The following is a 24,571-nucleotide window of genomic DNA, read 5'->3' as shown; positions in this document are numbered from 1 at the left end:
CGCTTTTGGGATCTTCACTCGTCACAGTGAACGCAGCTTCGAATTGCGACCAACTGGACGAACGGCGACCAAGCTCTCAAGCGTGGAGCACAACCCTTCGATACGCGAAGAAGCAGTCCTACTGATGCGCCGGGGCGTGACCAATCGAGTGGTCGCCGAACACCTGGGCATACCGCGCGGCACCATCGGCTGGTGGCGGTCCGAGGACCGAAGACACCGCGGCGAGGCGTACGTCCGCCCGACCGACTGCCCGAGATGCACCGGCCGCGAAGTCGACCAGCCCGCGTACGCCTACCTCCTGGGGCTCTACCTCGGCGACGGCCACATCATCTCCAAGTACAAACAGCACCACCTGTCCGTCTACTGCGACGCCTCCTGGCCCGGCCTCATCGACGCCGCCGAAGCAGCGATGCACCACGTCATGTCCTTGCCCAAGGTGGGACGGGTCCAGCGGCAGGGGTGCGTGGAGGTCAAGTCCTACACCCACCACTGGACTTGCCTGTTCCCTCAGCACGGGGCCGGAAAGAAGCATGAGCGCCGCATCGTCCTCGAGGACTGGCAGCAGGCCATCGTCGACGCCCACCCGTGGGAGTTCGTCCGGGGGCTGATCCACTCCGACGGGTGCCGGGTCACGAACTGGACCGTGCGCAACGGCAAGCGCTACGAGTACCCCCGGTACTTCTTCACGAACAAGTCCGACGACATCCGGAAGCTCTGCACGGACACCCTCGCCAAGGTCGGCGTCCAGTGGACGATCCTGGCCCGCGGCAGCGACCCCTTCAACGTGTCCATCGCCCGCAAGGCGTCCGTCGCGCTCATGGACGTCCACATCGGGCCGAAGTACTAGCCCGGCAGGTCGCCGCTGCCGCCCAGGTTCGCGACCATGCGGCGCAGGCCGTCGATCGTCGCCGCGTAGGCCGCATCGTCCACACCCTCCCGCAGCCGCGCGTGCACCTCCGCGTTGCGGTCGCGCGCACGGACCCGGCCGGCTTCGCCCGCCTCGGTCAGGGTCAGGACTCCGTCCGTCTGCGCGAGCCAGCCCCGCGCCGCGAGGTCGTCGTAGACCGCGTCGAAGTCGGCGTCCTGGTCGTCGTACGGGGTGAGCTTCTCGGTGAGGGCCGCGCGCTTCCAGTGGGCCGGGGAGCCGGCCACGTGGTTGAGGGTCCACCAGTGGGGCTGGGTGAGGTTCTCCTCGGCGAGCGCGGCACGGATGCCGCCTATCACGAGCTTGCCGGCCTCGCGGGCCCAGTAGCCGATGGGCTGGGCCGCGAGCTGGTCCCGGGAGTACTCCTTGATCGTCATGCTTGCGAGCGTACGACCTCAACTCGACTTGAGGTCAAGGCAATTCGGCGTGTCCCGTCAGGCCGTGCAGGACCGTCGTCACGTGGGCTCGCGCGTCGGCGGGGTCGAGGGGGGCGTGGGCGACGAGGAGGCGGTACCAGAAGGGGCCGAAGATCAGGTCGGTGGCGTGGTCGAGGTCCGTGCCGGCGGGGAGTTCCTCGCGGGTGACCGCCCTCGCCAGCAGGGCGGCGACGATCTCGCGGCGGGTGGCGACCCAGGCGCGGAAAGGGTCGGCGAAGGCGGGGTCGAGCTGGGCTTCGGCCATGAGGCCGGTGAGGGCTTTGGCGCGGACGGGGTCGCCGCCGATGCGGTAGAGGTCGGTGACGAAAGCGGTGAGGTCGCCGGTGAGGGTGCCGGTGTCGGGTTCGGGGACGCGGGCGGCGGTTTCGTGGGCGTAGGCGTCCATGACGAGGGCGGGCTTGGACTTCCACCAGCGGTAGACCGTGCTCTTGGCGACGTTGGCGCGCTTGGCGACGCCTTCGATGGTGAGGGCGCCGTAGCCGTTCTCGACGAGGAGTGCGGCCGTGGCTTCGAGGACGGAGTGGTGGGCGTCTTCGTTGCGGAGGCGGCCGCCGGTGCGGGGCGGGTTGCTCGCAGAGTTGCTCGAAGGAGTGATTGACACGGCTTCACGATAGCCCTAGCGTTTTATCAAAACGCGGCGTAGCGTTTTGATTGAAGGATCGACCGCTGGATACGAGGGGGATGACCATGAGCAGGATCGTGTTCGTGCACGGGTACGGGATGAGCGCCGGGGAGCACTGGTACTCGGCGACGGGCGAGGAGTTCGCGGCCGAGGGGCACGAGGTGCGGATTCCGAACTTCCCCGAGCCGTTCGCTCCGGAGGCCGGTGTGTGGCTGAAGGAGCTGGAGGCGGCGACGGAGGGTGCGCCGGCCGGTGAGACCGTGCTGGTGGGTCACAGTCTGGGTGGGGTGAATGTGCTGCGGCTGCTGCAGGAGCACGACACGGAGGCCGAGGGGGCGTTCGCGGGGGTGGTGTTCGTGGCGTCGATGTCCGGCGAGGTGGGGTACGACGCGTTGGCGCCGTTCTTCTCGCCGGAGTTCGACTGGCAGCGGATCCGCAAGGCTGCGCGGGAGTTTCGTGTGCTGCACGCGGCGGATGACCCGGTGACCGGGGAGGCGACGGGTGAGCACGTGCTGCGGTTCGTGCGGGAGCTGGGCGCCGAGGCGCGGGTGACCGCGTCGGGCGGGCACTTCCCGAGTACGGGTGAGAGCCGTTTGGTGTTGCCCGACGCGGTGCGTCTTATACGTGAGGTGCTGTAGTCGCCTGTGGGCGGCCTCAGCGGACTGCGTCGCCGATGCGGTGGATGCGGACGAGGTTGGTGGATCCGCTGACGCCGGGGGGTGAGCCGGCGGTGATGACGACGACGTCGCCGGGGACGCAGCGGCCGATGCGCAGGAGCTCTTCTTCGACCTGGGCGACCATGGCGTCGGTGGAGTCGACGTGGGGGCCGAGGAAGGTTTCGACGCCCCAGGTGAGGTTGAGCTGGGAGCGGGTGGCGGGGTCGGGGGTGAAGGCGAGGAGGGGGATGGGTGAGCGGTAGCGGGAGAGCCGGCGGACGGTGTCTCCGCTCTGGGTGAAGGCGACGAGGAACTTCGCGCCGAGGAAGTCGCCCATTTCGGCGGCGGCGCGGGCGACTGCGCCGCCTTGGGTGCGGGGCTTGTTGCGGTCGGTGAGCGGGGGGAGGCCCTTGGCGAGGATGTCTTCCTCGGCGGCTTCGACGATGCGGGACATGGTGCGGACGGTTTCGATGGCGTACTTACCGACGCTGGTTTCACCGGAAAGCATGACGGCGTCGGTGCCGTCGATGACGGCGTTGGCTACGTCGGAGGCTTCGGCGCGGGTGGGCCGGGAGTTGTCGATCATCGAGTCGAGCATTTGGGTGGCGACGATGACGGGCTTGGCGTTGCGCTTGGCGAGCTTGACGGCTCGCTTCTGGACGATGGGGACCTGTTCCAGGGGCATTTCGACGCCGAGGTCTCCGCGGGCGACCATGATGCCGTCGAAGGCGGCGACGATGTCGTCGATGTTTTCGACTGCCTGGGGCTTTTCGACCTTGGCGATGACGGGGAGGCGTCGGCCTTCTTCGTCCATGATGCGGTGGACGTCTTCGATGTCGCTGCCGCTGCGGACGAAGGAGAGGGCGATGATGTCGGCGCCGATGCGCAGGGCCCAGCGGAGGTCTTCGATGTCTTTTTCGGAGAGGGCGGGTACGGAGACTGCGACGCCGGGGAGGTTGAGTCCCTTGTTGTCGGAGACCATGCCGCCTTCGATGACGCGGGTGTGGACGCGGGGGCCGTCGACGGCGGTGACTTCGAGGGTGACGCGGCCGTCGTCCACGAGGATGCGTTCGCCGGTGGTGACGTCGGCGGCGAGGCCCTTGTAGGTGGTGCCGCAGGTGTGGCGGTCGCCTTCGTGGTCTTCGACGGTGATGGTGAATTCGTCGCCGCGTTCAAGGAGTACGGGGCCTTCGCGGAAGCGGCCGAGGCGGATCTTCGGGCCTTGAAGGTCCGCGAGGATGCCGACGCTGCGGCCGGTTTCGTCGGCAGCCTTGCGGACGCGCTGGTAGCGGTCCTCGTGTTCGGCGTAGGTGCCGTGGCTGAGGTTGAAGCGGGCGATGTCCATTCCGGCTTCGACCAGGGCTTTGATCTGGTCGTATGAGTCGGTGGCGGGGCCCAGGGTACATACGATTTTCGCTCGGCGCATGAGGCGAGCGTATGCCCCTACCAGGGAGTAGGAAATTGGTTCCGGGTGTCCACTCAACAACCTTTGAGCAAAAGGTTGTTGACAATTGTTGAATGTGCATGGGGGTGCTCTGATGAGCACCCCCGGGGCGCCGATTTTCGGGTTTTCGGAGCTGAGGGGTCAGAGCTGGGGAGGGGTCATCGTGAAGCGTGCGTTCACCTGCGCGTAGACGGTCTGGCGCTGGGGTTCGAGGTCGAGGGCGGGGACGCCTGCGTCTTCGGCGGTGCTGAAGGCCATGGTGCGCATGCCGGCGCCGGCTGCGTGGAAGGGCGCGGGGGCGTTCTCGGCTCCGAGGTCGGCGAGTTCGACGAGGGCGGCGAGGTCGGCTCCGAGGGCGGCGGCGTATTCGCGGGCGCGCTGGACGGCTTCGAGTACGGCTTGGCGGCGGGCTTCGCCGTGCGCGGGTGAGGTGGGGCGCAGGGCCCACCAGGGTCCGTCGACCTGGGTGAGTTCGAGGTCGGCGAGGCGGGTGGTGAGTTCGCCGAGGGTGGTGAAGTCGTTGAGTTCGGCGGTGAGGTGGACGCGTCCGTGGTAGGCGCGGATGCGTTCGCCGCGGCCGTGGCGGGTGAGTTCGGGGGTGATGGAGAAGGCGCCGGTTTCGAGCTTTTCGACGGGGTCGCCATAGCTTTTGACGAGGTCGAGGACGGCGTTGTTGCGGCGGGTGAGGTCTTCGAGGGCGGTGCGCCGGTCGGTGCCGCGGGCGCTGACGGTGATGCCGATGCGGGCGATCTCGGGGTCGACTTCGAGGGTGGCTTCGCCGCGGACTGCGACGCGGGGGACTTCGGGGGTTCCGTAGGGCTGGTGCGATGCGTCCTGGGTCATGGATTCACTCTCGCACTGCTGCTCGTACGGGGGTGGTCATCGGATCGAAACCTGGTGGGGGTGTTGCGGCTTGTTACTGCTGGGTCAGAATCTACGCGCGTTGCCTATCTGTGTACACGCACCTCACAAGGGAGACGGCATGGCTTTGGACCGTAGGACATTTCTGGGCACGTCGGCCGCGACGGGTGCGGCTGTGGCGTTGGCGGGGGCCACGAGCACCCCGGCCGCCGCGGCCGAGGCGGTGGCCGGCGGCGCTTCGGCGGCGGGGGCGAAGACGTACGCGTTCACGGTGATGGGGACGACCGACCTGCACGGGAACGTCTTCAACTGGGACTACTTCACGGACAAGGAGTTCGACGACAAGGCGCACAACGACGTCGGTCTGGCGAAGATCTCCACGCTGGTGAACCAGGTGCGGGCGGAGAAGGGGCGGCGCAACACGCTGCTGATCGATGCCGGGGACACCATTCAGGGGACGCAGCTTTCGTACTACTACGCGAAGGTGGATCCGATCACCGCGCGGCGCGGTCCGGTGCATCCGATGGCGCAGGCGATGAACGCGATCGGTTATGACGCGGCGGCGCTGGGGAACCACGAGTTCAATTACGGTATTCCGGTGCTGCGGAAGTTCGAGGAGCAGTGCGACTTCCCGTTGCTGGGGGCGAACGCGCTGGATGCGAAGACGCTGCGGCCGGCGTTCCCGCCGTACAGCATGCACCGGCTGCGTACGCCGCACGGGCGGGACGTGAAGGTGGCGGTGCTGGGTCTGACGAATCCGGGGATCGCGATCTGGGACAAGGCGAACGTGCAGGGGAAGATGACGTTCCCGGGTCTTGAGGAGCAGGCGGCGAAGTACGTGCCGCGGCTGCGGTCGCTGGGTGCGGATGTGGTGATCGTGTCGGCGCATTCGGGTTCGAGCGGTACGTCGAGCTACGGGGACCAGCTGCCGTACATCGAGAACGCGGCGGGTCTGGTGGCGGAGCAGGTGCCGGGGATCGACGCGATCCTGGTGGGGCACGCGCACACGGAGATCCCGGAGTACCGGGTGCGGAACAAGGCGACGGGCAAGGACGTGGTGTTGTCCGAGCCGTTGAAGTGGGGGCAGCGGCTGACGCTGTTCGACTTCGAGCTGACGTGGGCGAAGGGCTGCTGGTCGGTGTCGAAGGTGTCGGCCCGGGTGCTGAATTCGAATGCGGCGGTGGAGGACCCGGAGATCGTGGGGCTGCTGTCGGACGAGCACCGCAAGGTCGTGGCGTATGTGAACCAGGTGATCGGTACGTCGACGCAGGCGATGTCCTCGGTGGACGGGCCGGTCAAGGACGTGGCGATCATCGATCTGATCAACCACGTGCAGGCGGAGACGGTGAAGGGGGCGCTGGCGGGTACGGAGTGGGGTGCGCTGCCGGTGCTGTCGCAGGCTTCGTGTTTCTCGCGTACGGCGGCGATTCCGTCGGGGCAGGTGACGATCAGGGATGCGGCGGGTCTGTATCCGTTCGAGAACACGCTGGAGGCGCGGCTGCTGACGGGCGCGCAGATCAAGGACTATCTGGAGTATTCGGCGAAGTACTACGTGCGGACGGCTCCCGGTGACGTGGTGGATCCGGCGAAGCTGACGAACGCGGAGGGTACGCCGGACTACAACTACGACGCCGTGTACGGGTTGACGTACGACATCGATGTTTCCGAGCCGGTGGGTTCGCGGATCTCGGGGCTGTCGTTCCAGGGGAAGCCGGTGGATCCGGCGGCGCAGTTCGTGCTGGCGGTGAACAACTACCGGGCTTCGGGCGGCGGCAATTTCCCGCACGTGCCGCAGTCCAAGCAGCTGTGGGCGAACTCGGACGAGATACGCAACACGATCATCCAGTGGGTGAAGGCGAAGGGGACGGTGGACCCGGCGCAGTTCGCGTCCGTGGACTGGCGGCTGACCCGAGCCGGGACACCGGTCTTCTAAGGCGTCGGTCCTTAAAGACGGCGGTCTTCTGAACGTTTCTCCTTACGGGTGCTCGACCAGTGGGAGCAGTTCGCCGGCGGGTTGGGGCCGGGCGTGCTCCCGCTGTTCGAGGCCGAAGGTGGTGAAGGCCGTGCGGATGGGCTGGGGGTAGGGCTCCTTGTCCGTCAGGGTGTTCAGGATGGCGGCGCTGCGCCAGGCGGCGAGGCCGAGGTCAGGGGCTCCGACGCCGTGGGTGTGGCGTTCGCCGTTCTGGACGAAGACGCTGCCGGTGACGGCCGGGTCGGTGATCATCCGGTAACGGTCGTCGATGCGGGGGCGGCCGGAGGAGTCCTTGCGCAGGTAGGGGTCGAGTCCGGCGAGGAGGCGGGTGAGGGGGCGTTCGCGGTAGCCGGTGGCGAGGACGACGGCGTCGGTGGTGAGGCGTGAGCGGGTGCCCTGTTCCACGTGTTCGAGGTGGAGTTCGACCTTGGTGGTGGCGACGCGGCCGGCGGTGCGGACGCTGACTCCGGGGGTGAGGACGGCGTCGGGCCAGCCTCCGTCGAGGGTGCGGCGGTAGAGCTCTTCGTGGATGGCGGCGATGGTGGCGGCGTCGATGCCCTTGTGGAGTTGCCACTGGGCGGGGACGAGGCGGTCGCGGACCGGTTCGGGGAGGGAGTGGAAGTAGCGGGTGTAGTCGGGGGTGAAGTGTTCCAGGCCGAGCTTGGAGTACTCCATGGGGGCGAAGGAGGGAGTGCGGGCGAGCCAGGTGAGGCGTTCGCGGCCGGCGGGGCGGGAGCGGAGCAGGTCGAGGAAGACCTCGGCTCCTGACTGGCCCGATCCGATGACGGTGACGTGGTCGGCGCCCAGGATGCGCTGCCGGTTGTCGAGGTACTCGGAGGAGTGGATCACCGGGACGGTGGGGGCTTCGGCGAGGGGGCGCAGCGGCTCGGGGACGTAGGGGGCGGTGCCGATGCCGAGGGCGAGGTTGCGGGTGTAGGTGCGGCCGAGGGCTTCGGCTTCTCCGTCGGTGTCGAGTTGGGTGAAGTCGACTTCGAAGAGGTCGCGTTCGGGGTTCCAGCGGACGGCGTCGACCTGGTTGCCGAAGTGGAGTCCGGGCAGGCGGCCGGCGACCCAGCGGCAGTAGGCGTCGTATTCGGCGCGCTGGATGTGGAAGTTCTCGGCGAAGTAGAAGGGGAAGAGGCGTTCCTTGTGCTTGAGGTAGCTGAGGAACGACCAGGGGCTGGAGGGGTCGGCGAGGGTGACGAGGTCGGCGAGGAAGGGGACTTGGAGGGTGGCTCCGTCGATGAGGAGTCCGGGGTGCCAGCGGAAGTCGCGGCGCTGGTCGTAGAACGCGGTGGCGAGTTCTGCGGCGCCTTGCCGGGGCAGGCCGTGGGCGAGTGCGGCGAGGGAGAGATTGAAGGGGCCGATGCCGATTCCGACGAGGTCGTGGGGTGCATCGAGCTGGGCGGTCATCGGTGGGTGCTGCCTTCCAGGAGGTTCACGAGGGCGTCCAGGTCCCCCGCCGTGGTGTGGGGGTTGAGCAGGGTGGCCTTGAGCCAGAGGCGGCCGTCGGCGGTGGCCCGGCCCAGTACGGCGGTGCCGCTCTGGAGGAGGGTGCGGCGGAGGGTGGCGAGTGCGGTGTCGTCGGCGTGGGTGGGCCGGAACAGGACGGTGCTGATGGTGGGCGCCGCGTGGAGTTCGAAGCCGGGGTGTGCTTCGAGGAGTCGGGCGAGCTGGTCGGCGCGTGCGCAGGTGAGGTCGATGAGGTGGGTGAGGCCGTCTCGGCCGAGGGAGCGCAGGGTTGCGGCGATCTTGAGGGCGTCTGCGCGTCGGGTGGTGCGCAGGGAGCGGCCGAGGAGGTCGGGCAGGCCGGCTCGGGTGTCGTCGGGGGCGTTGAGGTAGTCGGCCTGGTGGGCGAGGGGGGCGAGCAGGGTGGTGTCGGGGACGGTGAGGAGTCCGGCGGCGATGGGTTGCCAGCCGAGTTTGTGCAGGTCGAGGGTGATCGACCGGGCGCGGTGCAGGCCGGCGAGTTTGGGGCGGTGGCGGGGGCTGAGGTGGAGGAGGCCGCCGTAGGCGGCGTCGATGTGGAGGTCGGCGCCGTGGTGGTCGCAGAGGTCGGCGAGGGCGTCGAGGGGGTCGATGAGGCCGGCGTCGGTGGTGCCGGCGGTGGCGGTGACGAGGACGGGGCCGGTGGTGGTGGCGAGGGCCTCGGCGAGGGTGGCGGGGGTGAGGGTGCCGGTGGGGGTGGGGAGGCTGCGGGCGGGTGGCAGGCCGAGGAGCCAGGCGGCGCGCGGGATGGAGTGGTGGGCGTTGGCGCCGTGCAGGACGGTGAGGTGGGGGCCGTGGCGTTCGCGGGCGAGGAGGAGGGCGAGGTGGTTGGCCTCGGTGCCGCCGGTGGTGAGGACGGCGTCGGGGTGGGGGGTGTCGTGGAACTCCGCGGCGAGCGTGCGGGTGAGGAGGGTTTCGAGGGCGGAGGCGGCGGGGGCCTGGTCCCAGGAGTCGAGGGAGGCGTTGAGGGCGCTGGCGGCGAGGTCGGCGGCGGCCGCGACGGCGAGGGGCGGGCAGTGCAGGTGGGCTGCGCACAGGGGGTCGGCGGGGTCGGCCGCGCCGGCGGTGAGGGTGTGGACGAGGGTCCGTAGTGCTTCGTGGTCGCCGTGTCCGTGGTCGGGGAACACCTCGCCGAGTGCGGCGGTGACGCGGGCGGTGACGGCCTCGGGTCCGCCGGCCGGGAGTGGTCCGCCGCGGGCGCGGGCTCCGGTGCGCAGGGCGTCGAGGACGGTGGCGAGGAGTGGTTGCAGGGCGTCGGGGCCGTGGGGTCCGCCGGCGAGCGGGGCGGTGCCGCGTCTGCCTGTGCCGGGGGGCGCTGTCATGCGGTTGTCCTCACGGGAACGGATCGGCGGCGGGTGGTGCCGCTCGGCTGGGGTGGGGCACCCGGGGGTACAACGATCCGACCCGAATGGGGTAACCGCCCGGGTTTATGCGTGGTTGATTTCAAGCCGTCGGGGTGTCCGTCCTCGGGGCGGGACCGGTGGGCGGGTGCGGCTGGGTGGGCCCTGCGGGGCGGGGTCCCCTACCCGCCCTTCGCCCGTTCCCCGGGGCTGCGCCCCGGACCCGTTGCCGCGTGCGGCGCCGTTGCCAGGGGCCAGCCCCCGGACCCCCGCTCCTCAAACGCCGGAGGGGCTGGATTTTCGCCGGCGTTTGAGGCGCGGGGACTGGGGCGGAGCCCCAGGGGGTCCGGGCGCAGCCCGGGGAACGGGCGAAGGGTGGGTAGGGGATTTCCGCCCCGCAGGGCGCGCCGGCCGCACCGCCGACGGGTGGGGCAAGCCGGGCCTTCGGGAGGCCGGCGGCCGGTCGGGGAGGTGGTCCCCGGCCCCCCTGGTGGGGTGGGTCAGCGGCGGGCTCGTAGGGCTCGGGTGAGGTCGTCGAGGTGGTCGGCGAGTTTGCGGTGGAGGAGGGGGGTGATGTCGGGGGCGGTCAGGGCGGTGTGGCCGGCCTCGAGGTTGGCTTCGGTGATCTCGTGGCCGGGGAGGGCCCAGCGGCCTGCGGCTTCGGCGATGGCGGGGCCGCGGCGGGCGGCGAGGGTGACGGCCTCGGTGTAGGCGCGCGGTACGTACTCCCGTACCAGGTCGGCCTGTTCGGGCTGCCAGAAGCCCTGGGCGGTGGCGGTGAAGAGGTAGTTGGACAGGGAGTCGTCGTGGAAGAGGCGCTCCCAGGCGGCGGCCTTGGCCTCGGCCGTGGGGAGGGCGGCGCGGCAGCGGGCGGCGCCTTCGCGGCCGGTGCCGCTGGGGTCGGCGGCCAGGGCTTCGTCGATGCCGGCTTCGTCGGCGGCGCCGAGTACGGACAGGCGGGCGAGGATGCGCCAGCGCAGTTCGGGGTCGAGTTCGGGGCCGCCGGGGACGGTGCCTTCGGCGAGCCAGCCGGCGATGGTGTCGGGCTGGGTCGCGCTGTCGACGAGGGTGCGGACGGCGAGGAGGCGCAGGCCGGGGTCGGTGCCGTCCTCGGTGCGTCGCAGCAGGTCGCGGGCGATGGTGGTGAGGGTGGTGAGGGCGTCACCCCGGCGGTCGGGGGTGAGGTAGCGGTCGGCGATCTGGGCGCGGGTGAAGCCGAGGACGCCTTGGACGATCGCGAGGTCGGTTTCGTCCGGTACGTGGGCTTCGGCGGTGGCCAGGTAGTCGGCGGCGGCCAGTTCGCCGTCGCGGACCATGTCGCGCAGGGAGTTCCAGACGACGCCGCGGGTGAGCGGGTCGGGGATGCGGGAGATGCCGCGCAGGGCGGTTTCGAGCGAGGTCTCGTCGAGGCGGACCTTGGCGTAGGTGAGGTCGCCGTCGTTGAGGACGAGGAGGGCGGGGCGCGGGCCGCTCACGGAGAGGACCTCGTCGGAGGGGACGTCGAGGGCGAGGACCTCGCGCGGTTCGATGGCTCCGTCGGGGGCGCGGTCGTAGAGGCCGGCGGCGATGTGGTGGGGGCGGCTGCCGGTGCGGTCGACGGTGAGGGTCCAGCCTCCGTGGCTCTCCTGGAGGCGGGGGGTGAGGGTGTCGACGCCGGTGGTGCGCAGCCAGGTCTCGGCCCAGGTGTGGACGTCGCGGTCGGTGTGGGCGGCGAGGGAGTCGACGAAGTCGGCGAGGGAGGCGTTGGCGAACTTGTGGCGGGCGAAGTGGGTGTTGATGCCGGCCAGGAAGTCCTTCTCGCCGAGCCAGGCGACGAGTTGGCGCAGGGCGGAGGCGCCCTTGGCGTAGGAGATGCCGTCGAAGTTGAGGAGGGCGGAGGCGGTGTCGGGGACGGCGGCGGCGTCCGGGGCGACGGCGTGGGTGGAGGGGCGCTGGTCGGCGTCGTAGCCCCAGGGTTTGCGTTCCATGGCGAATCCGGTCCAGGTCTCGGTGAAGCGGGTGGCTTCGATGAGGGTCTGGTAGCCCATGAACTCGGCGAAGGACTCGTTCAGCCAGATGTCGTCCCACCAGCTGAGGGTGACGAGGTCGCCGAACCACATGTGGGCCATCTCGTGCGCGATGGTGACGGCGCGGCGCTGGCGTTCGGCGTCGGTGACGGCGGAGCGGAAGACGTAGTCGTCGCGGAAGGTGACCAGTCCGGGGTTCTCCATGGCGCCGGCGTTGAACTCGGGCACGAAGGCCTGGTCGTAGGAGTCGAAGGGGTAGGGCTCGGTGAACTTGTCGTGGAAGCGGTCGTAGCAGGCGGTGGTGAGGTCGAGGATCTCCTGCGCGTCGGCGTCGAGGTGGGGGGCGAGGGAGCGGCGGCAGTGGATGCCGAAGGGGAGCCCGGCGTGCTCGGTGCGGATGCTGTGCCAGGGGCCGGCGGCGACGGCGGCGAGGTAGGTGGAGATGACGGGGGTGGGGGCGGAGGCCCAGATGCCGGCTTCGGGGGCGGAGCCGTCGCCGCCGTCGCCGGGGCGTTCGTCGCCGTCACCGGGGCGTTCGCCGATGCGGGTGGTGATGCCGTTGGCGAGGACGGTCCAGTGCGCGGGGGCGGTGACGGTGAACTCGAACACGGCCTTGAGGTCGGGCTGGTCGAAGGCCGGGAAGACGCGCTGGACGTCGTCGAGGAACATCTGGGTGTAGACGTACGTCTCGCCGTCCGCGGGGTCGGTGAAGCGGTGCAGGCCTTCGCCGGTGCGGGAGTAGCGCATGCGGGCGGCGATGCGGAGTTCGTGGGGGCCTTCGGTGAGGCCGGTGAGGGGGAGGCGGCCGTCGGTGAGGGCGGCCGGGTCCAGGGGGTGTCCGTCGAGGGCGGCGGAGCGCAGTTCGTCCGGTTTCAGCTCGACGAAGGTGTCGCCGGCGGTGCGTGCGGTGAACCGGATGACGGTGCAGGACTCGAAGGTCTCGTCGCCGGTGGTGAGGTCGAGGGCGACCTCGTAGTGCCGGACGTCGAGGAGTCGGGCTCGGATCTGCGCTTCGTTGCGCGTCAGTGCGGACATGGGGCCCATGCTGCCGGATGGCGGCGCCGGGCCCCAGTTCCTATTCGGCGCCTGCGCCTGCGCTCTCGCCCTCACCCTCGCCTGCGGCGATCGTCTCGTGGTGGCGGATGACCTCGGCGATGATGAAGTTGAGGAGCTTCTCGGCGAAGGCGGGGTCGAGCTTGGCGTTCTCGGCGAGCTGGCGCAGCCGGGCGATCTGGCTGGCCTCGCGGCCCGGGTCGGCCGGGGGCAGCTGGTGGCGGGCCTTGAGGTGGCCGACCTGCTGGGTGCACTTGAACCGCTCGGCGAGCATGTGCACCACGGCGGCGTCGATGTTGTCGATGCTGTCCCTGAGCCGGGCCAGCTCGGCGGTGACGTTCTCGTCGATGTCCCTGGTGTTCATGGTCACCGAGAATACGTGGCGTGCGGCGACGCTTCTTCGGCCGGTCGGCCACTGAGACGGACGGGATACCGCCTAGGCCTGCGGCTCGGTGGGGTCGTGGGTGATGAGGTCGCCCGGCTGGCACTGGAGGACGTCGCAGATCCTGGACAGGGTGGAGAAGCGGATGGCCTTGGCCCGTCCGTTCTTGAGCACGGACAGGTTGACGACGGTGATGCCGACCTGGGCGGCCAGTTCGGTGAGCGTCATGCCGCGGTCGGCCAGGATCCGGTCGAGGTGGATCCGGATCGCGTGGAGTTCCTCTTCGGGCATCAGATCGTCCCTTCGAGGTCCTCTCGCATGCGCACGCCCTCGCGCATGATCTTCCCCATGATGACGGCGGCGAGGCCGGCGAGGATGAGCACCTGGGGCTCGGAGACCGTCGGACCGGAGTCGAGCATGGGCACCATGCTCGCGGCGAGCCAGGACTGCGACCACCCTACGACGAGGCCCGCGAGCGGTGTGCCCGCAGTGACGAACCAGCCGAGAACGGTGAGCCGTCGCGCCACCTCGTCGGTGAACGGCCCTTGGGAGACGACGGCCTTCAGCAGTCGGGAGAAGAGCAGCAGGGCGACGGAGGCGAACAGCATCCAGGGCAGTTGGCCCCCGAGGTCGGCGGCGCGCTGCGCCGTGGAGGGGGCGTTCTGGCAGAGCCGTGCGGTGCTGCTGGACGCTTCCACGCCCTGGCCGACCGGCAGGCCGCCGTCCAGGGTGGCGTTGGCCCAGAAGTCGGTCTTCACGCAGACCGCCCCGTCGTCGGCCAGGTGCGAGACGGCCGTGCCGATGAAGGTGAGCCCCCAGAGGATCGCCAGCGCAAAGGTCAGTGAGGCCAGGATCTTTGTGAATCGCGTGTTCATCGCGTTCCCCCCTATCGATTTTCGATATGCCAGACCCTAGCGGACCATATCGATAATCGACAAGTGGGTGCCTGTCAGAGGGGCAGGAGCGCCGTGACCAGCCAGCCGCCTTCGGGGGCGGGGCCGGCGGTGAGGGAGCCGCCGAGGGCTTCGGCGCGTTCGGCCATGCCGACGAGGCCGTAGCCGCCGCCGCGGGCGTTCTCGGAGAGTTTCGCGGGGCGGCCGCCGTCGTCGGCGATCCGGACTTCCAGGCCGGCCGGGACGGTGCGCAGGCCGATCCGGACGGCGGTGGCGGTGGCGGCGTGCTTGCCGATGTTGGTGAGGGCTTCGAGGACGATGCGGTGGGCGGTGGCGGCGACGTCGGCGGGGAGCCGGGCCTCCAGGCCCTCCTCCACGTAGAGGACGACGGGCGGGCCGGTGGCGGCGAACCGTTCCATCAGCCCGCGGATCTCCCGGAGGCCGGCGACGGGGGCCGTGCCGGCGGAGCCGGGCCTGCCGCCCTTGCCCTTCTCCGGGTCGGCGTCCTCGGCACCCTCGCGGAGGATCTTGACCAGGCGGCGCATGGAGCCGAGCGCCTCGTCGCCGGCCGTCTCGATGCGGCCGAAGATCTCGCCGGCGCGTTCCGCGGAGACCTTGGTGTAGCGCGCGGCGCGCGCCTCGACGACGATCCCCGTCACGTGGTGGGCGACGAGGTCGTGGAGCTCGCGTGCCAGCTCCAGGCGTTCGGCGCTGCGTACGGCGCGCAGCTCGCGGACCCGCTGGACGGACTGCAGGCGCAGGAGCAGGGAGTACGCGGTGACGACGACGGCGAGCACGGAGAAGAGCAGGGTGAAGCGGCCCGGGTCCGCGTCGCGGACGGGCGCCGCCATGGAGCCGAGGGCGAGCAGGGGGCCGAGGACGGCGGCGGTGCGGGCGGGGGCGCGCAGCAGTACCTGGGCGAGGAGGACGAGCAGGGCGACGGCCTCGCCGCCGCCCCAGACGACGAGGGGGAGGTTGCTGAAGAGGAGGGAGAGGGTGACGGCCCAGGTGACGGCGGCGGCGAACCAGGCGCGGGCGAGCAGCGGGATGCGCGGCCAGGGCACGGCGCTGAGGCAGACGAGGATGCCGGACACCCAGACGGCGGCGTGCGGGGTGCTGGGCTGGCGGGCGAGGACGACGCCCTCGAAGGTGACGAGGGAGAGGAGGGTGAGCGAGAGGATGATGCGGATCCAGTCCGCGGCGTAGGGGTGGCGGCGGGCCCATGGCCCCAGGGGGCTCATACCGAGCCCCGGAGCGCCTCGTCGGCTCCGCCGGGGGTACGGGGCTCCGTGCGGGTGGCTCCGCCCTGGGGCTGCACGGCTCCGCCGTAGGTGTGGGGGCTTCGGCGCATGCGGAGGCCGCGGTTCGCCCGGGGGCTGCCCGTACCCGTGGTGGCCGGGGTCGTCGGGAACGGCGTGCGCCGGCTTCCTGGGGCGCCGCCCCAGCCCCCGCGCCTCAAACGCCGGCGAGGCTGATTCTGCCCGGCGGCACCCGAACAGCCTCGGGGCCGGTTCCGCCCCGTGCCGTCCGGACAGCCGCAGGGCTGGTTGCGCCCCGGGCCGCCCGGGTGGCGGTCAGGGGTGGTCGGGGGGTGGGGGTGGGTCACGCCGGGGTGCCTGCCAGGCCGCTTTCCCAGGCCCAGGCGGCGATTTCCACGCGGTTGCGGGCGTCCAGTTTGGCCTGGACGTTGGCCAGGTGGGTCTTGACCGTGGAGAGGGAGACGAAGAGCTCGCCGGCGATCTCGGCGTTGGTCAGCCCGCGGGCGAGGCAGCGTACGACCTCGCGTTCCCGGTCCGTGAGGGGCTCCGCCGGGCGGCGGGCCGCTGCGGCGGCGGCCGGGGTGCGGTGGGCCATTTCGCGGAGCAGCCGGACGGTGATGGCGGGTGAGACGAGGGAGTCCCCGACGGCTGCCGCCCGTACCGCTTCAACCAGCATGGCCGGGCTCGCGTCTTTGAGGAGGAAGCCGGACGCTCCGCCCTGGAGCGCCGCGTGGACGTACTCGTCGAGGTCGAAGGTGGTGACGATGACGATGCGGGGGGTGTCGCGCCCGGAGAGCCGGCGGGTGACTTCGAGCCCGTCGAGCTTGGGCATGCGGATGTCGAGGAGGAGGACGTCGGGGCGGTGCGCGGCGACGGCCGCGAGGGCCGCTTCACCGTCTTCGACGTCGGCGACCACCTCGATGTCCGGCTGGCTTTCGAGGATCATCCGGAAGCCGGTCCTGACCATCTCCTGGTCGTCCGCGATGATCACTCTGATCGCCATGCGCCGCCTGCCCCACTGTCGCCCGTTGCCTGTGCCGTCCCGGCTTCCCCGGCTTTCCCACCCGGTGGGATCTCTCCATGGGACCTGCGGGCGCCTCGGCCCGCAACCGCACAGCAGACCGCCGGGAGCATGCCGCAAGGCCGGAACGGCGTCGTTCCGGCCTCACGGTACTTCGGTCGACCTTACGGACATGTGGGGCATCGTGCCTCATTCTTCCGGCCCCCATCGGAGGGGCCGGAAGGCCTACAGCGGGCCCGGGAGGCGGTCAGAGGGTGGCGGCCGCGCTCTTGATCGCCGCCGCGAAGGTGGAGACCTCCGTGTAGACGCCGGGGTAGTCGGGACGGGCGCAGCCCTCGCCCCAGCTGACTATGCCGACCTGGATCCAGGCGTTCGCGTTGTCCCGGCGGAACATGGGACCGCCGGAGTCGCCCTGACAGGTGTCGACCCCGCCCTGGTCGAATCCGGCGCAGATCTCCTCGGCGGGCACGAGCGAGCTGCCGTAGGAGTCCTGGCAGGAGGCGTCGGAGACGAAGGGGACGGTGGCCTTCAGCAGGTAGCGCTGCTGGGCTCCGCCTTCCCGGGCGGCGCCCCAGCCGGCGACGGTGAAGGTGCCGTTGTCGTAGGCCTTGGTGTCGGCGATCTTGAGGGTGGGCAGGTTGATGGGCTGGGCGAGCTTGATGAGCGCCCAGTCCTTGCCGGTGCCGTTGTAGCCGGGGGCCTGGAGCACCTTGGTGGACTTGACCTTGATGGCGCTGGAGCTCTTGAGGTCGACCACTCCGGCGGTGGCGGTGATGGAGGTGTTGTTGCCGGAGCCGCTCACGCAGTGGGCGGCGGTGAGCACGATCTGCTGGGTGTAGAGGGCGCCGCCGCAGCCCATGGAGAGCCGGACCATGAAGGGGAACTCGCCCTGGGCGGCGCGGGTTCCGCCGACCACGGGTGCCGTGCCTGCGGTGGCGGTGCCGGGCTGGAGGCTGACGGCCGCGAGGGCCACCGCTCCGACGGCGAGGACGCGCTTGAGGGTGGTGACGAGGCTGGACACAGTCGACACACTGCCTTTCGTGGGGGGTTGGGCCGTGCGCGTCACCCCGGGGCGGGTGGGATGGACCGCCTGGGTGACGGGGACATGACACACCCTGCGCACGGAGGCCATCAAGAACGCGTTTTCGGACAACTTCCGGCCGAAGGGGCCCCATGACGCACAACGGGCGGCGCAGCAGCCCGATCGAGCACGGATTTCCTCATCTGGAGACGGTCCGCGCGGCCGTCACCGCACTGTTCCGACGGCTGTCCGCCGACGGGATCCGCGCCTACGACACCCCCTTCGCCCCCGCCGACGCGGCCTTCCCCGCGTCCGAGGACCTGTACCCGGGTGCCCACCGGGTGGCTTCCGCGATGGTCCGCGCCCTGCGCCTGCCCGACGCGCGCCTGATCGTGGGCTTCCGCGCGATGGAGGAGGCGGCGACCGTGGAACTGGCCGCCGGGCCCGAGTACTTCGTCGAGGTCAACGACCGCTTCCGCGTCCACCGCCGCGATCTGGCGGCCGCCCTCGCCCACGAGGTCACGCACGTGCTGCTGCACCGGCTGGACCTGCACTTCCCCACCACCCCCGGCAACGAGATCCTCACCGACACCGCCGCCGCCTACCTCGGCGCCGGCTGGCTGCTGCTCGACGCCTACCGGGAGGACGAGCTCACCCACCAGAAGCTCGGCTACCTCACCCCGGAGGAGTTCGGCTACGTCCTCGCCCGGCGCGGCCGGTTCCTCGGCGGCGAGGACCTCTCCGCGTGGTTCACCAGCCCGCAGGCCTACGAGGCGTACGTGCGCGGCCGCGACCGGGCCGACCAGGAGCTGCGCCGGGCCCCCTTGGCGGCCGCGGGCCGGACGGAGCGGCTGCGGTACGCGGCGGCCCGCCGGACCGGGTCCGCCGCGCCCGGGGCGGCGTACGGCTTCGAGGTGCACGCGGGCGGGCTGCGGGTGAGCTTCCCGTGCCCGGTGTGCGGGCAGCGCCTGCGGCTGCCGGCCCACCGCGGGCCGGTCCGGGCCCGGTGCGGGCTGTGCCACACGGTGCTGGACTGCGACACCTGAGCGGTCAGTCGCCGCCGCCACAGCCCCCGGAGCCGCCGCAGCCGCCTCCGCCGACGGCCCGCCGGCGCCGGGCGGGCCGCATGACGGAGGTTCACCGCCCGGCCATGAAAAGTTACTTACCAGCCAGTAGACATGAGGGCGGACGATCCCCAGCCTGGTCACGTACATGCCAACATGTGATCGAGGAGCGTCCCCCATGCGCAGCACCCGTACCACTGCCGCCGCAGTGGCCGTAGCCGCAGCCGTACTGGCCCTGGTTCCGGCCGCCACCGCCCAGGCGGCCCCCGCCCGGACGGCCGTCGCGCCCGTCACCGCCGTCACCGCCTCCGCGCCCGGCGGCAACGCGGCGATCCTGGGCATCGACTACGCCACCTGGCAGCGCGACGTCTCCGCCGTCATCGACGCGGCCCGCCCCGGGATCGAGCAGCGCATCGCCGCCTCGCCGGCCGGCGAGAAGCCGGCGATCGTCCTCGACATCGACAACTCGTCGCTGGAGACGGACTTCCACTGGTTCTGGACCTTCCCGACCCCCGCGATCGCCCAGGTCCGCGAGCTGACCCGGTACGCGAACGACCGCGGGGTCGCGATCTTCTTCGTCACCGCCCGCCCGGGGATCGTGTACTCCCTCACCGAGCGCAACCTCAAGGCGGTCGGCTACCCCGTCTCGGGCCTCTACGTGCGCGATCTGCCCGCACTGTTCGGCGAGGTCAGCGCCTACAAGACGGCCAAGCGGGCGGAGATCGAGGCCCGCGGCTACACGATCATCGCCAACATCGGCAACAACCAGAGCGACCTGGTGGGCGGCCACGCCGAGCGCACCGTCAAGCTGCCCGACTACGGCGGCAAGCTCTCCTAGGCGAGCTAGGCGAGTTGGGCGGCGATCGCGTTGACCGCCGCCCAGCCGAAGGCCATCGCCGGGCCGATCGTCGCGCCCGGCCCGGGGTAGGTCTCCCCCATCACCGCCGCCGAGCAGTTGCCGGAGGCGAAGAGGCCCGGGATCGGGGTGGAGTCCTCGCGGAGCACCCGGCCGTCGGTGTCGGTGACGAGGCCGCCCTTGGTGCCGATGTCCCCGGGGTGCACGGGGACCGCGTAGAAGGGGCCCTTCTCGATCGGCGCCAGGTTCGGGGTGGGCAGCGTCGGGTCGCCGTAGTAGCGGTCGTAGACGCTCTCGCCCCGCCCGAAGTCCTTGTCGGTGCCCACCTCCGCGAAGGAGTTGAAGCGGGCGATCGCGGCCGGCAGCCCGGGGGCCGAGATCTGCCGGGCCAGTTCCTCCACGCTGTCGGCCTTCTTCAGGAAGCCGCTCTCCAGCCACTTCTTGGGGAAGGGCTGCCCGGGGAAGAGCCCGGCGAAGATGTACCGGGCCTTGGAGCGGGCGTCCAGGATCAGCCAGGACGGCACCGTCCTGGCGTCGGGCCGGTCCGCGGCGTACATCCGGTCCACGAACGCGTGGTACGGCAGGGCCTCGTTGGCGTAGCGCTCCCCCGCCTCGTTGACGATGACCATGCCGGGGATGCCCCGGTCGGCGACGAGGAAGAAGGGCTTCTCCCCCGGCGGGCACACCGACGGCGCGCCCCAGACCTTGTCCAGCAGATCGGTGGCGGCCCCCAGTTCCTCACCGAGCTTCAGGGCGTCGCCGGTCTGGCCCTCCGCGGAGTGCGTCCAGGCCGTGGAGGTGGGCGCGGGCAGGTGCTTCTCGCGCAGGGCCTGGTCGTGCGAGAACCCGCCCGAGGCCAGCACCACCCCGCCCCGCGCCGCCACGGTCACTTCGTGCCCGGCGCGCAGGACCCGTACGCCCGTCACCCGGCCGGCCGGGTCCGTGACCAGGCCGGTCAGGGGCGCCGACAGCCACAGTTCGCCGCCGAGCGCCTCCAGGGAGAGCCGCATGCGGGCGATGAGCGCCTCGCCGAGGGAGAGCAGCTTGCGGCCCGTGGCCAGCGCCTTGACCGCGCGCAGGCCGACCTTGAGGGAGGTCTTCTTGCCCGCCCAGGTCCGGCTGACCATGTTCAGGAAGCGGAAGTCGTACGAGGTCATGGTCAGCCCGTACGTGGGCAGTCCGGCCCGGCGCATGGAGGCGCCGAGGTCGCCGAGCCGTTTGAAGTCGACGATGCACGGTTCGATGGAGCGGCCCTGCGCCATGCCGCCCTGGGCCTCGGGGAAGTAGTCCGAGTAGCCGGGGGTGTACATGAAGCGGATCTCGGTGCGGTCGTGGAACTCCTTGACCATGCGCGGCCCGTGGGTGAGGTACGCGTCCTTGCGCGCGGCCGGGACGCGGTCGCCGACGGTGGCGTCGAGGTAGGCGCGGGCCTTCTCGCGGGTGTCGGCGAGGCCGGCGCGGTCGAGGTGGAAGTTGCCGGGGACCCAGATCGCGCCGCCGGACAGGGCGGTGGAACCCCCGTAGGAGTCGGTCTTCTCCACGACGAGGACGCTCAGGCCCCGCAGTCGGGCGGTGACGGCGGCGGCGAATCCGGCGGCGCCGGAGCCGACGACCACCACGTCGTAGGCGTACTCGGTGAGGTGCTCGGTGGCGTGCTCGGCGGTCATCCGAAGGCTCCCGTGGCGTAGTCGCTGCGGTAGTAGAGGAGGGGGGATCCGCCGTCGCGGGCGCTCAGTTCGAGGACCCGGGCGGTGACGAGGTAGTGGTCGCCCGCCTCGTGGACCTCTTCGAGGGCGCAGTCGACGGTGGCGAGGGCGCCGCCGACGCGGACGGCGCCGTGGGGGGAGAGTTCCCAGTCGACGCCGGCGAACTTGTCCTCGCCGCGGCGGCCGAGGGCTTCGCACACGGCGCGCTGCTCCTCGGCGAGGATGCTGACGCCGAAGCGGCCGGCGGCCCGGACCTTGGGCCAGCTGGAGGAGCCCTTGCCCACGCAGAGCAGGACCAGCGGCGGGTCGAGGGAGAGGGAGGCGAAGGACTGGCAGGCCAGCCCGGCCGGGCGGCCGTCGTCCGCGACGGCCGCGACGACGGTGATGCCGGAGGCGAAGGCGCCGAGGACCTCGCGGAAGGCGGCGGGATCGACCGGGGCCACCGGATCGACCGGGACAGCCGGGTCGACCGCGGCGGCGGGGCCGGTCAGCCGTTCCACTGGTGGCCCCAGAAGCTGTCCGCGGTGATCTCCTTCGCGGTCCAGGTGGCGGGGTCGACGAGCAGGCCGTCCCAGCCGTACTCGACCTGGAAGCCGCCGGGGGCCTGGGCGTAGAAGGAGACCATGTGGTCGTTGGAGTGCCGGCCGAGGGTGGAGGCGATGGGGATGCCCGCCTTGTTCATGCGGTCGAGGCAGTAGCCGACGTCGTCGAGGGTCTCCAGCTCGACCATGAAGTGCACGATGCCGGGCGGCAGCGCGCCGGGGTAGAGCCCGAGGCTGTGGTGGCGGCGGTTGGGGCTGAGGAAGTGCATCCAGTAGAAGTCCTGGCCGGGCTTGCCGGTGGGGACGGCGACCGGGGGCAGCCGCATCGAGTCGCGCAGCTGGAAGCCGAGGAGGTTCTCGTAGAAGTCGAGGGTGGCCTCGGTGTCGGCGGCGGGCAGGACGACGTGGCCGAGGCCGAGGCTCCCTTCGCGGCCGCCGGTGACGAACCGGTTGCCGTACCGGGCTGCGAGCGGGGTGTGGTCCTGGGCCTGGCCCCAGTAGATCTCCAGGGGGTTGCCGCTGGGGTCCTCGCAGTGGATGAGGCCCTGGACGCGGCGGTCGGCGAGGGTCTCGGCGTCCGCCTGCTTGACGGGGTGACCGGCGCTCTCCAGCTCGGCGGCGGCGTCTTCGAGAGCGCGGGCGCCCGCTACCTCGAAGCCCGCGGCGAGCAGCCGGTCCTGGGCGCCGGCGACGAACTGGAAGCGGTGCGTGCGGTCGTCGATGCGGACGCCCAGCAGGGTGTCCGTGGTGCCTGCGGCTTCGGCCATGCCGAGGATGTCGAGGACGTAGGTGCGCCAGGCGGCGAGGTCGGCGGTTTCGATGCGGAGGTAGCCGAGTGCGCGGATGTCCATGCGGGAACTCCTCGGGGGGATCGGTGCGGGATCAGTGCGGGGATCGATGCCGGGATCGATGCGCGGATCAGTGCCGGGATCGATGCCGGAATCGATGCGGATTCAGTGCAGGAAGAAGTCGGTGGCGAGGCGGTTGAACTCGTCGGCGGCCTCGGTCTGCGCCCAGTGCCCGCAGTGCGGGAAGACGTGCAGACGGGCGTCGGGGATGGTCTTCAGCGCGAGGAAGGCGCCGTCGACCGGGTTGACGCGGTCCTCGCGGCCCCAGGTCAACAGGACCGGGCGGCTGATGCGGTGCGCTTCGCGCCAGAGCATGGCGGCCTCGGGCCACTTGGCGAAGGAGGCGCCCATGCGGGCGTTTCCGAGCCTGGCTTCGGGGTCGGTGGCCTGGGCGTAGCGCTCCTCGACGAGGGCGTCGGTGACGATCGCCGGGTCGTGGGCGAGGGTGGTGAGGAAGGTCCGCATCTGCTCGCGGGTGGGCTCGGGGGCGAGGCTGAACTCGAAGAGCCGCTTGATGCCTTCGGTGGGGTCGGCGGAGAAGAGGTTGAGCGAGATCCCGCCGGGGCCCATGAGCAGGAGCTTGTCCACGCGTCCGGGGTGGTCCAGGACGAGCCGGGTGGCGGTGCCTCCGCCGAGGGAGTTGCCGATGAAGTGCGCCCGCTCGATGCCGAGTTCGTCCATGAGGGCGATGACGGCGTTCGCGCTGAAGCCGAAGTAGTCGCGGTCGGGTTCCGGCTTGTCGGAGCGGCCGTAGCAGGGCTGGTCGACGAGCAGGGTGCGGAAGCGTGCGGCGAAGTGGGGCAGGTTGCCGCCGAAGTTGGACCAGCCGGAGGCGCCGGGCCCGCCGCCGTGCAGCATGATCACGACGGGGGCGCCGGATCCGCCGGGCCCGTCGGCCGGGCCGGCCTCGTGGTAGTGCAGGGTCATCCCGCCGGCCTTGGCGGTGCGGGAGGTGTTCTCGTACGTCAGGCCCTGCGCGCTCACAGCATCGTGTCCTGGATGTCGAGGCCGAGGGCGCCCTGTCCGAACAGGACCAGGGCCCGCTCCGGGTCGTTGGCGGCGTGGCCGCGGCCGGTGTGGACGTCGCGCCAGGCGCGCTGGACGGGGTTGGGGCCGGTGCGCATGGCGCTGCCGCCCGCGTTCTCCATGAGGAGGTCGACGGCGGCGACGCAGCGCTCGGTGGCGAGCACCTGGTCGCGGCGGGCCCGGGTGCGCAGCGGTGTGGGGAGTTCCTCGCCGCGTTCGGCGAGGGCGTAGAGCTCGGAGACGTTGCGCTGGAGCTGGAGCCAGGAGGCGTCGATGTCGCTGGCGGCGCGGGCGATGCGGACCTGGGCGAAGGGGTCCTCGGCGACCTGCTGGCCGTAGGAGATGCGGAAGCGTTCGCGGGTCGCGGCGACGTAGTCCTCGTAGGCGCCTTCGGCGATGCCGACGATGGGGGTGGAGATGGTGGTGGTGAAGACGGAGGCGTAGGGGAGCCGGTAGAGCGGCTCGGGGTTGAGGCGGTGGCCGGGGACCTGGAGGGCGGTGACGGGGCCGAAGCTGAGGGCGCGATGTTCGGGGACGAACACCTCTTCGACGACGATGTCGTTGGAGCCGGAGCCGCGCAGGCCGACGGTGTCCCAGACCTCGTCGATGCGGTACTGGGACCGCGGGATCAGGAAGGTCCGCATGTCGACGGGGCGGCCTTCGGCGTCGGCGACCAGTCCACCGAGCAGGGCCCAGTCGGTGTGGTCGCAGCCGGAGGAGAAGTGCCAGCGGCCGCTGAGGGTGAAGCCTCCGTCGACCGGGGTGACCTTGCCGGTGGGGGCGTAGGAGGAGCAGATGCGCGTGTCGCGGTCCTGGCCCCAGACCTCTTCCTGGGCGCGGGGGTCGTAGAGGGCGACGTGCCAGGGGTGGACGCCGACGACGGAGGCGACCCAGCCGGTGGAGCCGCAGGCCTTGGCTATCTCCTTGACGGCGGCGTAGAAGAGGGCGGGGTCGGCGGCGTACCCGCCGTGGGCCTTGGGCTGGAGCAGCCGGAAGAAGCCGGTGGCGGCGAGTTCCTTGATGCTCGCCTCGGGGACCTTGCGCAGGCTTTCGGCCTCTGCGCTGCGCTCGCGGAGGGCGGGGGCGAGGGCGCGGACCGCTGCGAGGACCTCTTCGTCACTCATGGTGTCCCCTTCTCAGATCAAGGAT

General features: G+C 71.1%; 23 protein-coding genes. 5 read left to right on the top strand and 18 right to left on the bottom strand.

Annotated features, from left to right (window positions below; genetic code table 11):
* The first annotated feature begins 124 nt into the window (after window positions 1–124).
* Entirely contained in the window at window positions 125–847 is a 723-nt protein-coding gene (locus tag OG898_RS21705) for a helix-turn-helix domain-containing protein (protein ID WP_266958752.1), read from the top strand.
* Here OG898_RS21705 and OG898_RS21700 read toward each other — a convergent pair.
* Both OG898_RS21700 and OG898_RS21695 read right to left on the bottom strand, forming a co-directional pair.
* Complete coding sequence (locus OG898_RS21700) at window positions 844–1,302, bottom strand: MarR family transcriptional regulator (RefSeq protein WP_266958750.1); 459 nt, start codon at window positions 1,300–1,302, stop codon at window positions 844–846. The two genes, OG898_RS21705 and OG898_RS21700, sit on opposite strands and share 4 nt — an antisense overlap.
* Window positions 1,303–1,336: 34 nt before the next feature.
* Window positions 1,337–1,963 (bottom strand): TetR/AcrR family transcriptional regulator, encoded by a 627-nt coding sequence (locus OG898_RS21695; protein WP_250744982.1) that lies wholly within the window; start codon window positions 1,961–1,963, stop codon window positions 1,337–1,339.
* Between the two features lie 86 nt (window positions 1,964–2,049).
* On the opposite strand from OG898_RS21695, the gene OG898_RS21690 reads away from it, so the two are divergent.
* Entirely contained in the window at window positions 2,050–2,622 is a 573-nt protein-coding gene (locus tag OG898_RS21690) for an alpha/beta hydrolase (RefSeq protein WP_250744981.1), read from the top strand.
* Window positions 2,623–2,638: 16 nt separating this feature from the next.
* Here OG898_RS21690 and pyk read toward each other — a convergent pair whose 3' ends face one another.
* Together pyk and OG898_RS21680 are read right to left on the bottom strand one after the other, a co-directional pair.
* On the bottom strand, window positions 2,639–4,066 hold the full coding sequence (pyk, locus tag OG898_RS21685) for a pyruvate kinase (protein ID WP_266958747.1): 1,428 nt from the start codon (window positions 4,064–4,066) through the stop codon (window positions 2,639–2,641).
* 159 nt (window positions 4,067–4,225) lie between these two features.
* Window positions 4,226–4,927 carry an SIMPL domain-containing protein gene (locus OG898_RS21680; RefSeq protein WP_266958744.1) on the bottom strand — a complete coding sequence of 234 codons (702 nt, stop codon included), beginning with the start codon at window positions 4,925–4,927 and terminating at the stop codon, window positions 4,226–4,228.
* A 139-nt stretch (window positions 4,928–5,066) separates the two neighbouring features.
* Here OG898_RS21680 and OG898_RS21675 point away from each other — a divergent pair, with 139 nt between their 5' ends.
* Window positions 5,067–6,878 carry a bifunctional UDP-sugar hydrolase/5'-nucleotidase gene (locus OG898_RS21675; RefSeq protein ID WP_250745004.1) on the top strand — a complete coding sequence of 604 codons (1,812 nt, stop codon included), beginning with the start codon at window positions 5,067–5,069 and terminating at the stop codon, window positions 6,876–6,878.
* 42 nt (window positions 6,879–6,920) lie between these two features.
* Here the strand turns inward: OG898_RS21675 and OG898_RS21670 are convergent, their stop codons facing one another.
* From OG898_RS21670 to OG898_RS21630, 9 genes are all read right to left on the bottom strand, one after another.
* Entirely contained in the window at window positions 6,921–8,330 is a 1,410-nt protein-coding gene (locus OG898_RS21670; protein WP_266958742.1) for a lysine N(6)-hydroxylase/L-ornithine N(5)-oxygenase family protein, read from the bottom strand.
* Window positions 8,327–9,727, bottom strand: a complete 1,401-nt coding sequence (locus OG898_RS21665; RefSeq protein ID WP_266958740.1) for an aminotransferase class V-fold PLP-dependent enzyme — start codon at window positions 9,725–9,727, stop codon at window positions 8,327–8,329. Before OG898_RS21665 ends, OG898_RS21670 begins: the two co-directional genes overlap by 4 nt.
* Window positions 9,728–10,245: 518 nt before the next feature.
* Window positions 10,246–12,795: an aminopeptidase N gene (gene pepN, locus OG898_RS21660; protein ID WP_266958738.1), complete on the bottom strand. Its 2,550-nt coding sequence runs from the start codon at window positions 12,793–12,795 to the stop codon at window positions 10,246–10,248.
* A gap of 31 nt (window positions 12,796–12,826) precedes the next feature.
* A complete protein-coding gene (locus tag OG898_RS21655; protein ID WP_266958736.1) occupies window positions 12,827–13,168 on the bottom strand; it encodes a chorismate mutase in 342 nt (113 codons plus the stop codon).
* A 72-nt stretch (window positions 13,169–13,240) separates the two neighbouring features.
* Window positions 13,241–13,477, bottom strand: coding sequence for a helix-turn-helix transcriptional regulator (locus OG898_RS21650; protein WP_250744974.1), 237 nt, complete (start codon window positions 13,475–13,477; stop codon window positions 13,241–13,243).
* The gene (locus OG898_RS21645) at window positions 13,477–14,061 is read right to left on the bottom strand and encodes a DUF2975 domain-containing protein (protein WP_266958733.1); all 585 of its coding nucleotides are present in this window, start codon (window positions 14,059–14,061) and stop codon (window positions 13,477–13,479) included. Before OG898_RS21645 ends, OG898_RS21650 begins: the two co-directional genes overlap by 1 nt.
* A 74-nt stretch (window positions 14,062–14,135) precedes the next feature.
* Window positions 14,136–15,320 carry a sensor histidine kinase gene (locus tag OG898_RS21640; protein WP_266958731.1) on the bottom strand — a complete coding sequence of 395 codons (1,185 nt, stop codon included), beginning with the start codon at window positions 15,318–15,320 and terminating at the stop codon, window positions 14,136–14,138.
* Window positions 15,321–15,681: 361 nt separating this feature from the next.
* The gene (locus OG898_RS21635) at window positions 15,682–16,341 is read right to left on the bottom strand and encodes a response regulator transcription factor (RefSeq protein WP_250744971.1); all 660 of its coding nucleotides are present in this window, start codon (window positions 16,339–16,341) and stop codon (window positions 15,682–15,684) included.
* Window positions 16,342–16,606: 265 nt separating this feature from the next.
* On the bottom strand, window positions 16,607–17,380 hold the full coding sequence (locus tag OG898_RS21630; protein WP_250745003.1) for a serine protease: 774 nt from the start codon (window positions 17,378–17,380) through the stop codon (window positions 16,607–16,609).
* 152 nt (window positions 17,381–17,532) lie between these two features.
* Here OG898_RS21630 and OG898_RS21625 point away from each other — a divergent pair, with 152 nt between their 5' ends.
* The gene (locus OG898_RS21625) at window positions 17,533–18,426 is read left to right on the top strand and encodes a hypothetical protein (protein ID WP_266958728.1); all 894 of its coding nucleotides are present in this window, start codon (window positions 17,533–17,535) and stop codon (window positions 18,424–18,426) included.
* A gap of 196 nt (window positions 18,427–18,622) precedes the next feature.
* Window positions 18,623–19,282 (top strand): HAD family acid phosphatase, encoded by a 660-nt coding sequence (locus OG898_RS21620; protein ID WP_250744969.1) that lies wholly within the window; start codon window positions 18,623–18,625, stop codon window positions 19,280–19,282.
* 5 nt (window positions 19,283–19,287) lie between these two features.
* Here the strand turns inward: OG898_RS21620 and OG898_RS21615 are convergent, their stop codons facing one another.
* The 5 genes from OG898_RS21615 to hsaA all read right to left on the bottom strand — a co-directional run bounded on the left by OG898_RS21615 (window position 19,288) and on the right by hsaA (window position 24,546).
* Window positions 19,288–20,967: an FAD-dependent oxidoreductase gene (locus tag OG898_RS21615; protein WP_266958726.1), complete on the bottom strand. Its 1,680-nt coding sequence runs from the start codon at window positions 20,965–20,967 to the stop codon at window positions 19,288–19,290.
* The gene (locus OG898_RS21610) at window positions 20,964–21,506 is read right to left on the bottom strand and encodes a flavin reductase family protein (protein ID WP_266958724.1); all 543 of its coding nucleotides are present in this window, start codon (window positions 21,504–21,506) and stop codon (window positions 20,964–20,966) included. The genes OG898_RS21615 and OG898_RS21610 overlap by 4 nt, the downstream gene beginning before the upstream one ends.
* Complete coding sequence (locus OG898_RS21605) at window positions 21,494–22,399, bottom strand: VOC family protein (protein WP_250744966.1); 906 nt, start codon at window positions 22,397–22,399, stop codon at window positions 21,494–21,496. The genes OG898_RS21610 and OG898_RS21605 overlap by 13 nt, the downstream gene beginning before the upstream one ends.
* Before the next feature lie 102 nt (window positions 22,400–22,501).
* Complete coding sequence (hsaD, locus tag OG898_RS21600) at window positions 22,502–23,380, bottom strand: 4,5:9,10-diseco-3-hydroxy-5,9,17-trioxoandrosta-1(10),2-diene-4-oate hydrolase (RefSeq protein ID WP_250744965.1); 879 nt, start codon at window positions 23,378–23,380, stop codon at window positions 22,502–22,504.
* The gene (gene hsaA / locus OG898_RS21595; protein ID WP_266958721.1) at window positions 23,377–24,546 is read right to left on the bottom strand and encodes a 3-hydroxy-9,10-secoandrosta-1,3,5(10)-triene-9,17-dione monooxygenase oxygenase subunit; all 1,170 of its coding nucleotides are present in this window, start codon (window positions 24,544–24,546) and stop codon (window positions 23,377–23,379) included. The genes hsaD and hsaA overlap by 4 nt, the downstream gene beginning before the upstream one ends.
* Between the last annotated feature and the right edge of the window lie 25 nt (window positions 24,547–24,571).

The organism is Streptomyces sp. NBC_00193, assembly GCF_026342735.1.
Classification (GTDB): Bacteria; Actinomycetota; Actinomycetes; order Streptomycetales; family Streptomycetaceae; genus Streptomyces; species Streptomyces stoeckheimensis.
Note: the sequence above shows the minus strand (reverse complement) of the source record. Positions and strands in the feature narration are given on the sequence as shown.

Bases quoted from the DNA above. Each gene is read 5' to 3' on its own strand.
- OG898_RS21645 (WP_266958733.1), bottom strand. From the start codon at position 14,061: ATGAACACGCGATTCACAAAGATCCTGGCCTCACTGACCTTTGCGCTG.
- OG898_RS21690 (WP_250744981.1), top strand. From the start codon at position 2,050: ATGAGCAGGATCGTGTTCGTGCACGGGTACGGGATGAGCGCCGGGGAG.
- OG898_RS21640 (WP_266958731.1), bottom strand. From the start codon at position 15,320: ATGAGCCCCCTGGGGCCATGGGCCCGCCGCCACCCCTACGCCGCGGAC.
- OG898_RS21675 (WP_250745004.1), top strand. From the start codon at position 5,067: ATGGCTTTGGACCGTAGGACATTTCTGGGCACGTCGGCCGCGACGGGT.
- pyk (WP_266958747.1), bottom strand. From the start codon at position 4,066: ATGCGCCGAGCGAAAATCGTATGTACCCTGGGCCCCGCCACCGACTCA.
- OG898_RS21615 (WP_266958726.1), bottom strand. From the start codon at position 20,967: ATGACCGCCGAGCACGCCACCGAGCACCTCACCGAGTACGCCTACGAC.
- OG898_RS21670 (WP_266958742.1), bottom strand. From the start codon at position 8,330: ATGACCGCCCAGCTCGATGCACCCCACGACCTCGTCGGAATCGGCATC.
- hsaA (WP_266958721.1), bottom strand. From the start codon at position 24,546: ATGAGTGACGAAGAGGTCCTCGCAGCGGTCCGCGCCCTCGCCCCCGCC.
- OG898_RS21650 (WP_250744974.1), bottom strand. From the start codon at position 13,477: ATGCCCGAAGAGGAACTCCACGCGATCCGGATCCACCTCGACCGGATC.
- OG898_RS21705 (WP_266958752.1), top strand. From the start codon at position 125: ATGCGCCGGGGCGTGACCAATCGAGTGGTCGCCGAACACCTGGGCATA.
- OG898_RS21605 (WP_250744966.1), bottom strand. From the start codon at position 22,399: ATGGACATCCGCGCACTCGGCTACCTCCGCATCGAAACCGCCGACCTC.
- OG898_RS21655 (WP_266958736.1), bottom strand. From the start codon at position 13,168: ATGAACACCAGGGACATCGACGAGAACGTCACCGCCGAGCTGGCCCGG.
- pepN (WP_266958738.1), bottom strand. From the start codon at position 12,795: ATGGGCCCCATGTCCGCACTGACGCGCAACGAAGCGCAGATCCGAGCC.
- OG898_RS21625 (WP_266958728.1), top strand. From the start codon at position 17,533: ATGACGCACAACGGGCGGCGCAGCAGCCCGATCGAGCACGGATTTCCT.
- OG898_RS21680 (WP_266958744.1), bottom strand. From the start codon at position 4,927: ATGACCCAGGACGCATCGCACCAGCCCTACGGAACCCCCGAAGTCCCC.
- OG898_RS21620 (WP_250744969.1), top strand. From the start codon at position 18,623: ATGCGCAGCACCCGTACCACTGCCGCCGCAGTGGCCGTAGCCGCAGCC.
- OG898_RS21635 (WP_250744971.1), bottom strand. From the start codon at position 16,341: ATGGCGATCAGAGTGATCATCGCGGACGACCAGGAGATGGTCAGGACC.
- OG898_RS21665 (WP_266958740.1), bottom strand. From the start codon at position 9,727: ATGACAGCGCCCCCCGGCACAGGCAGACGCGGCACCGCCCCGCTCGCC.
- OG898_RS21700 (WP_266958750.1), bottom strand. From the start codon at position 1,302: ATGACGATCAAGGAGTACTCCCGGGACCAGCTCGCGGCCCAGCCCATC.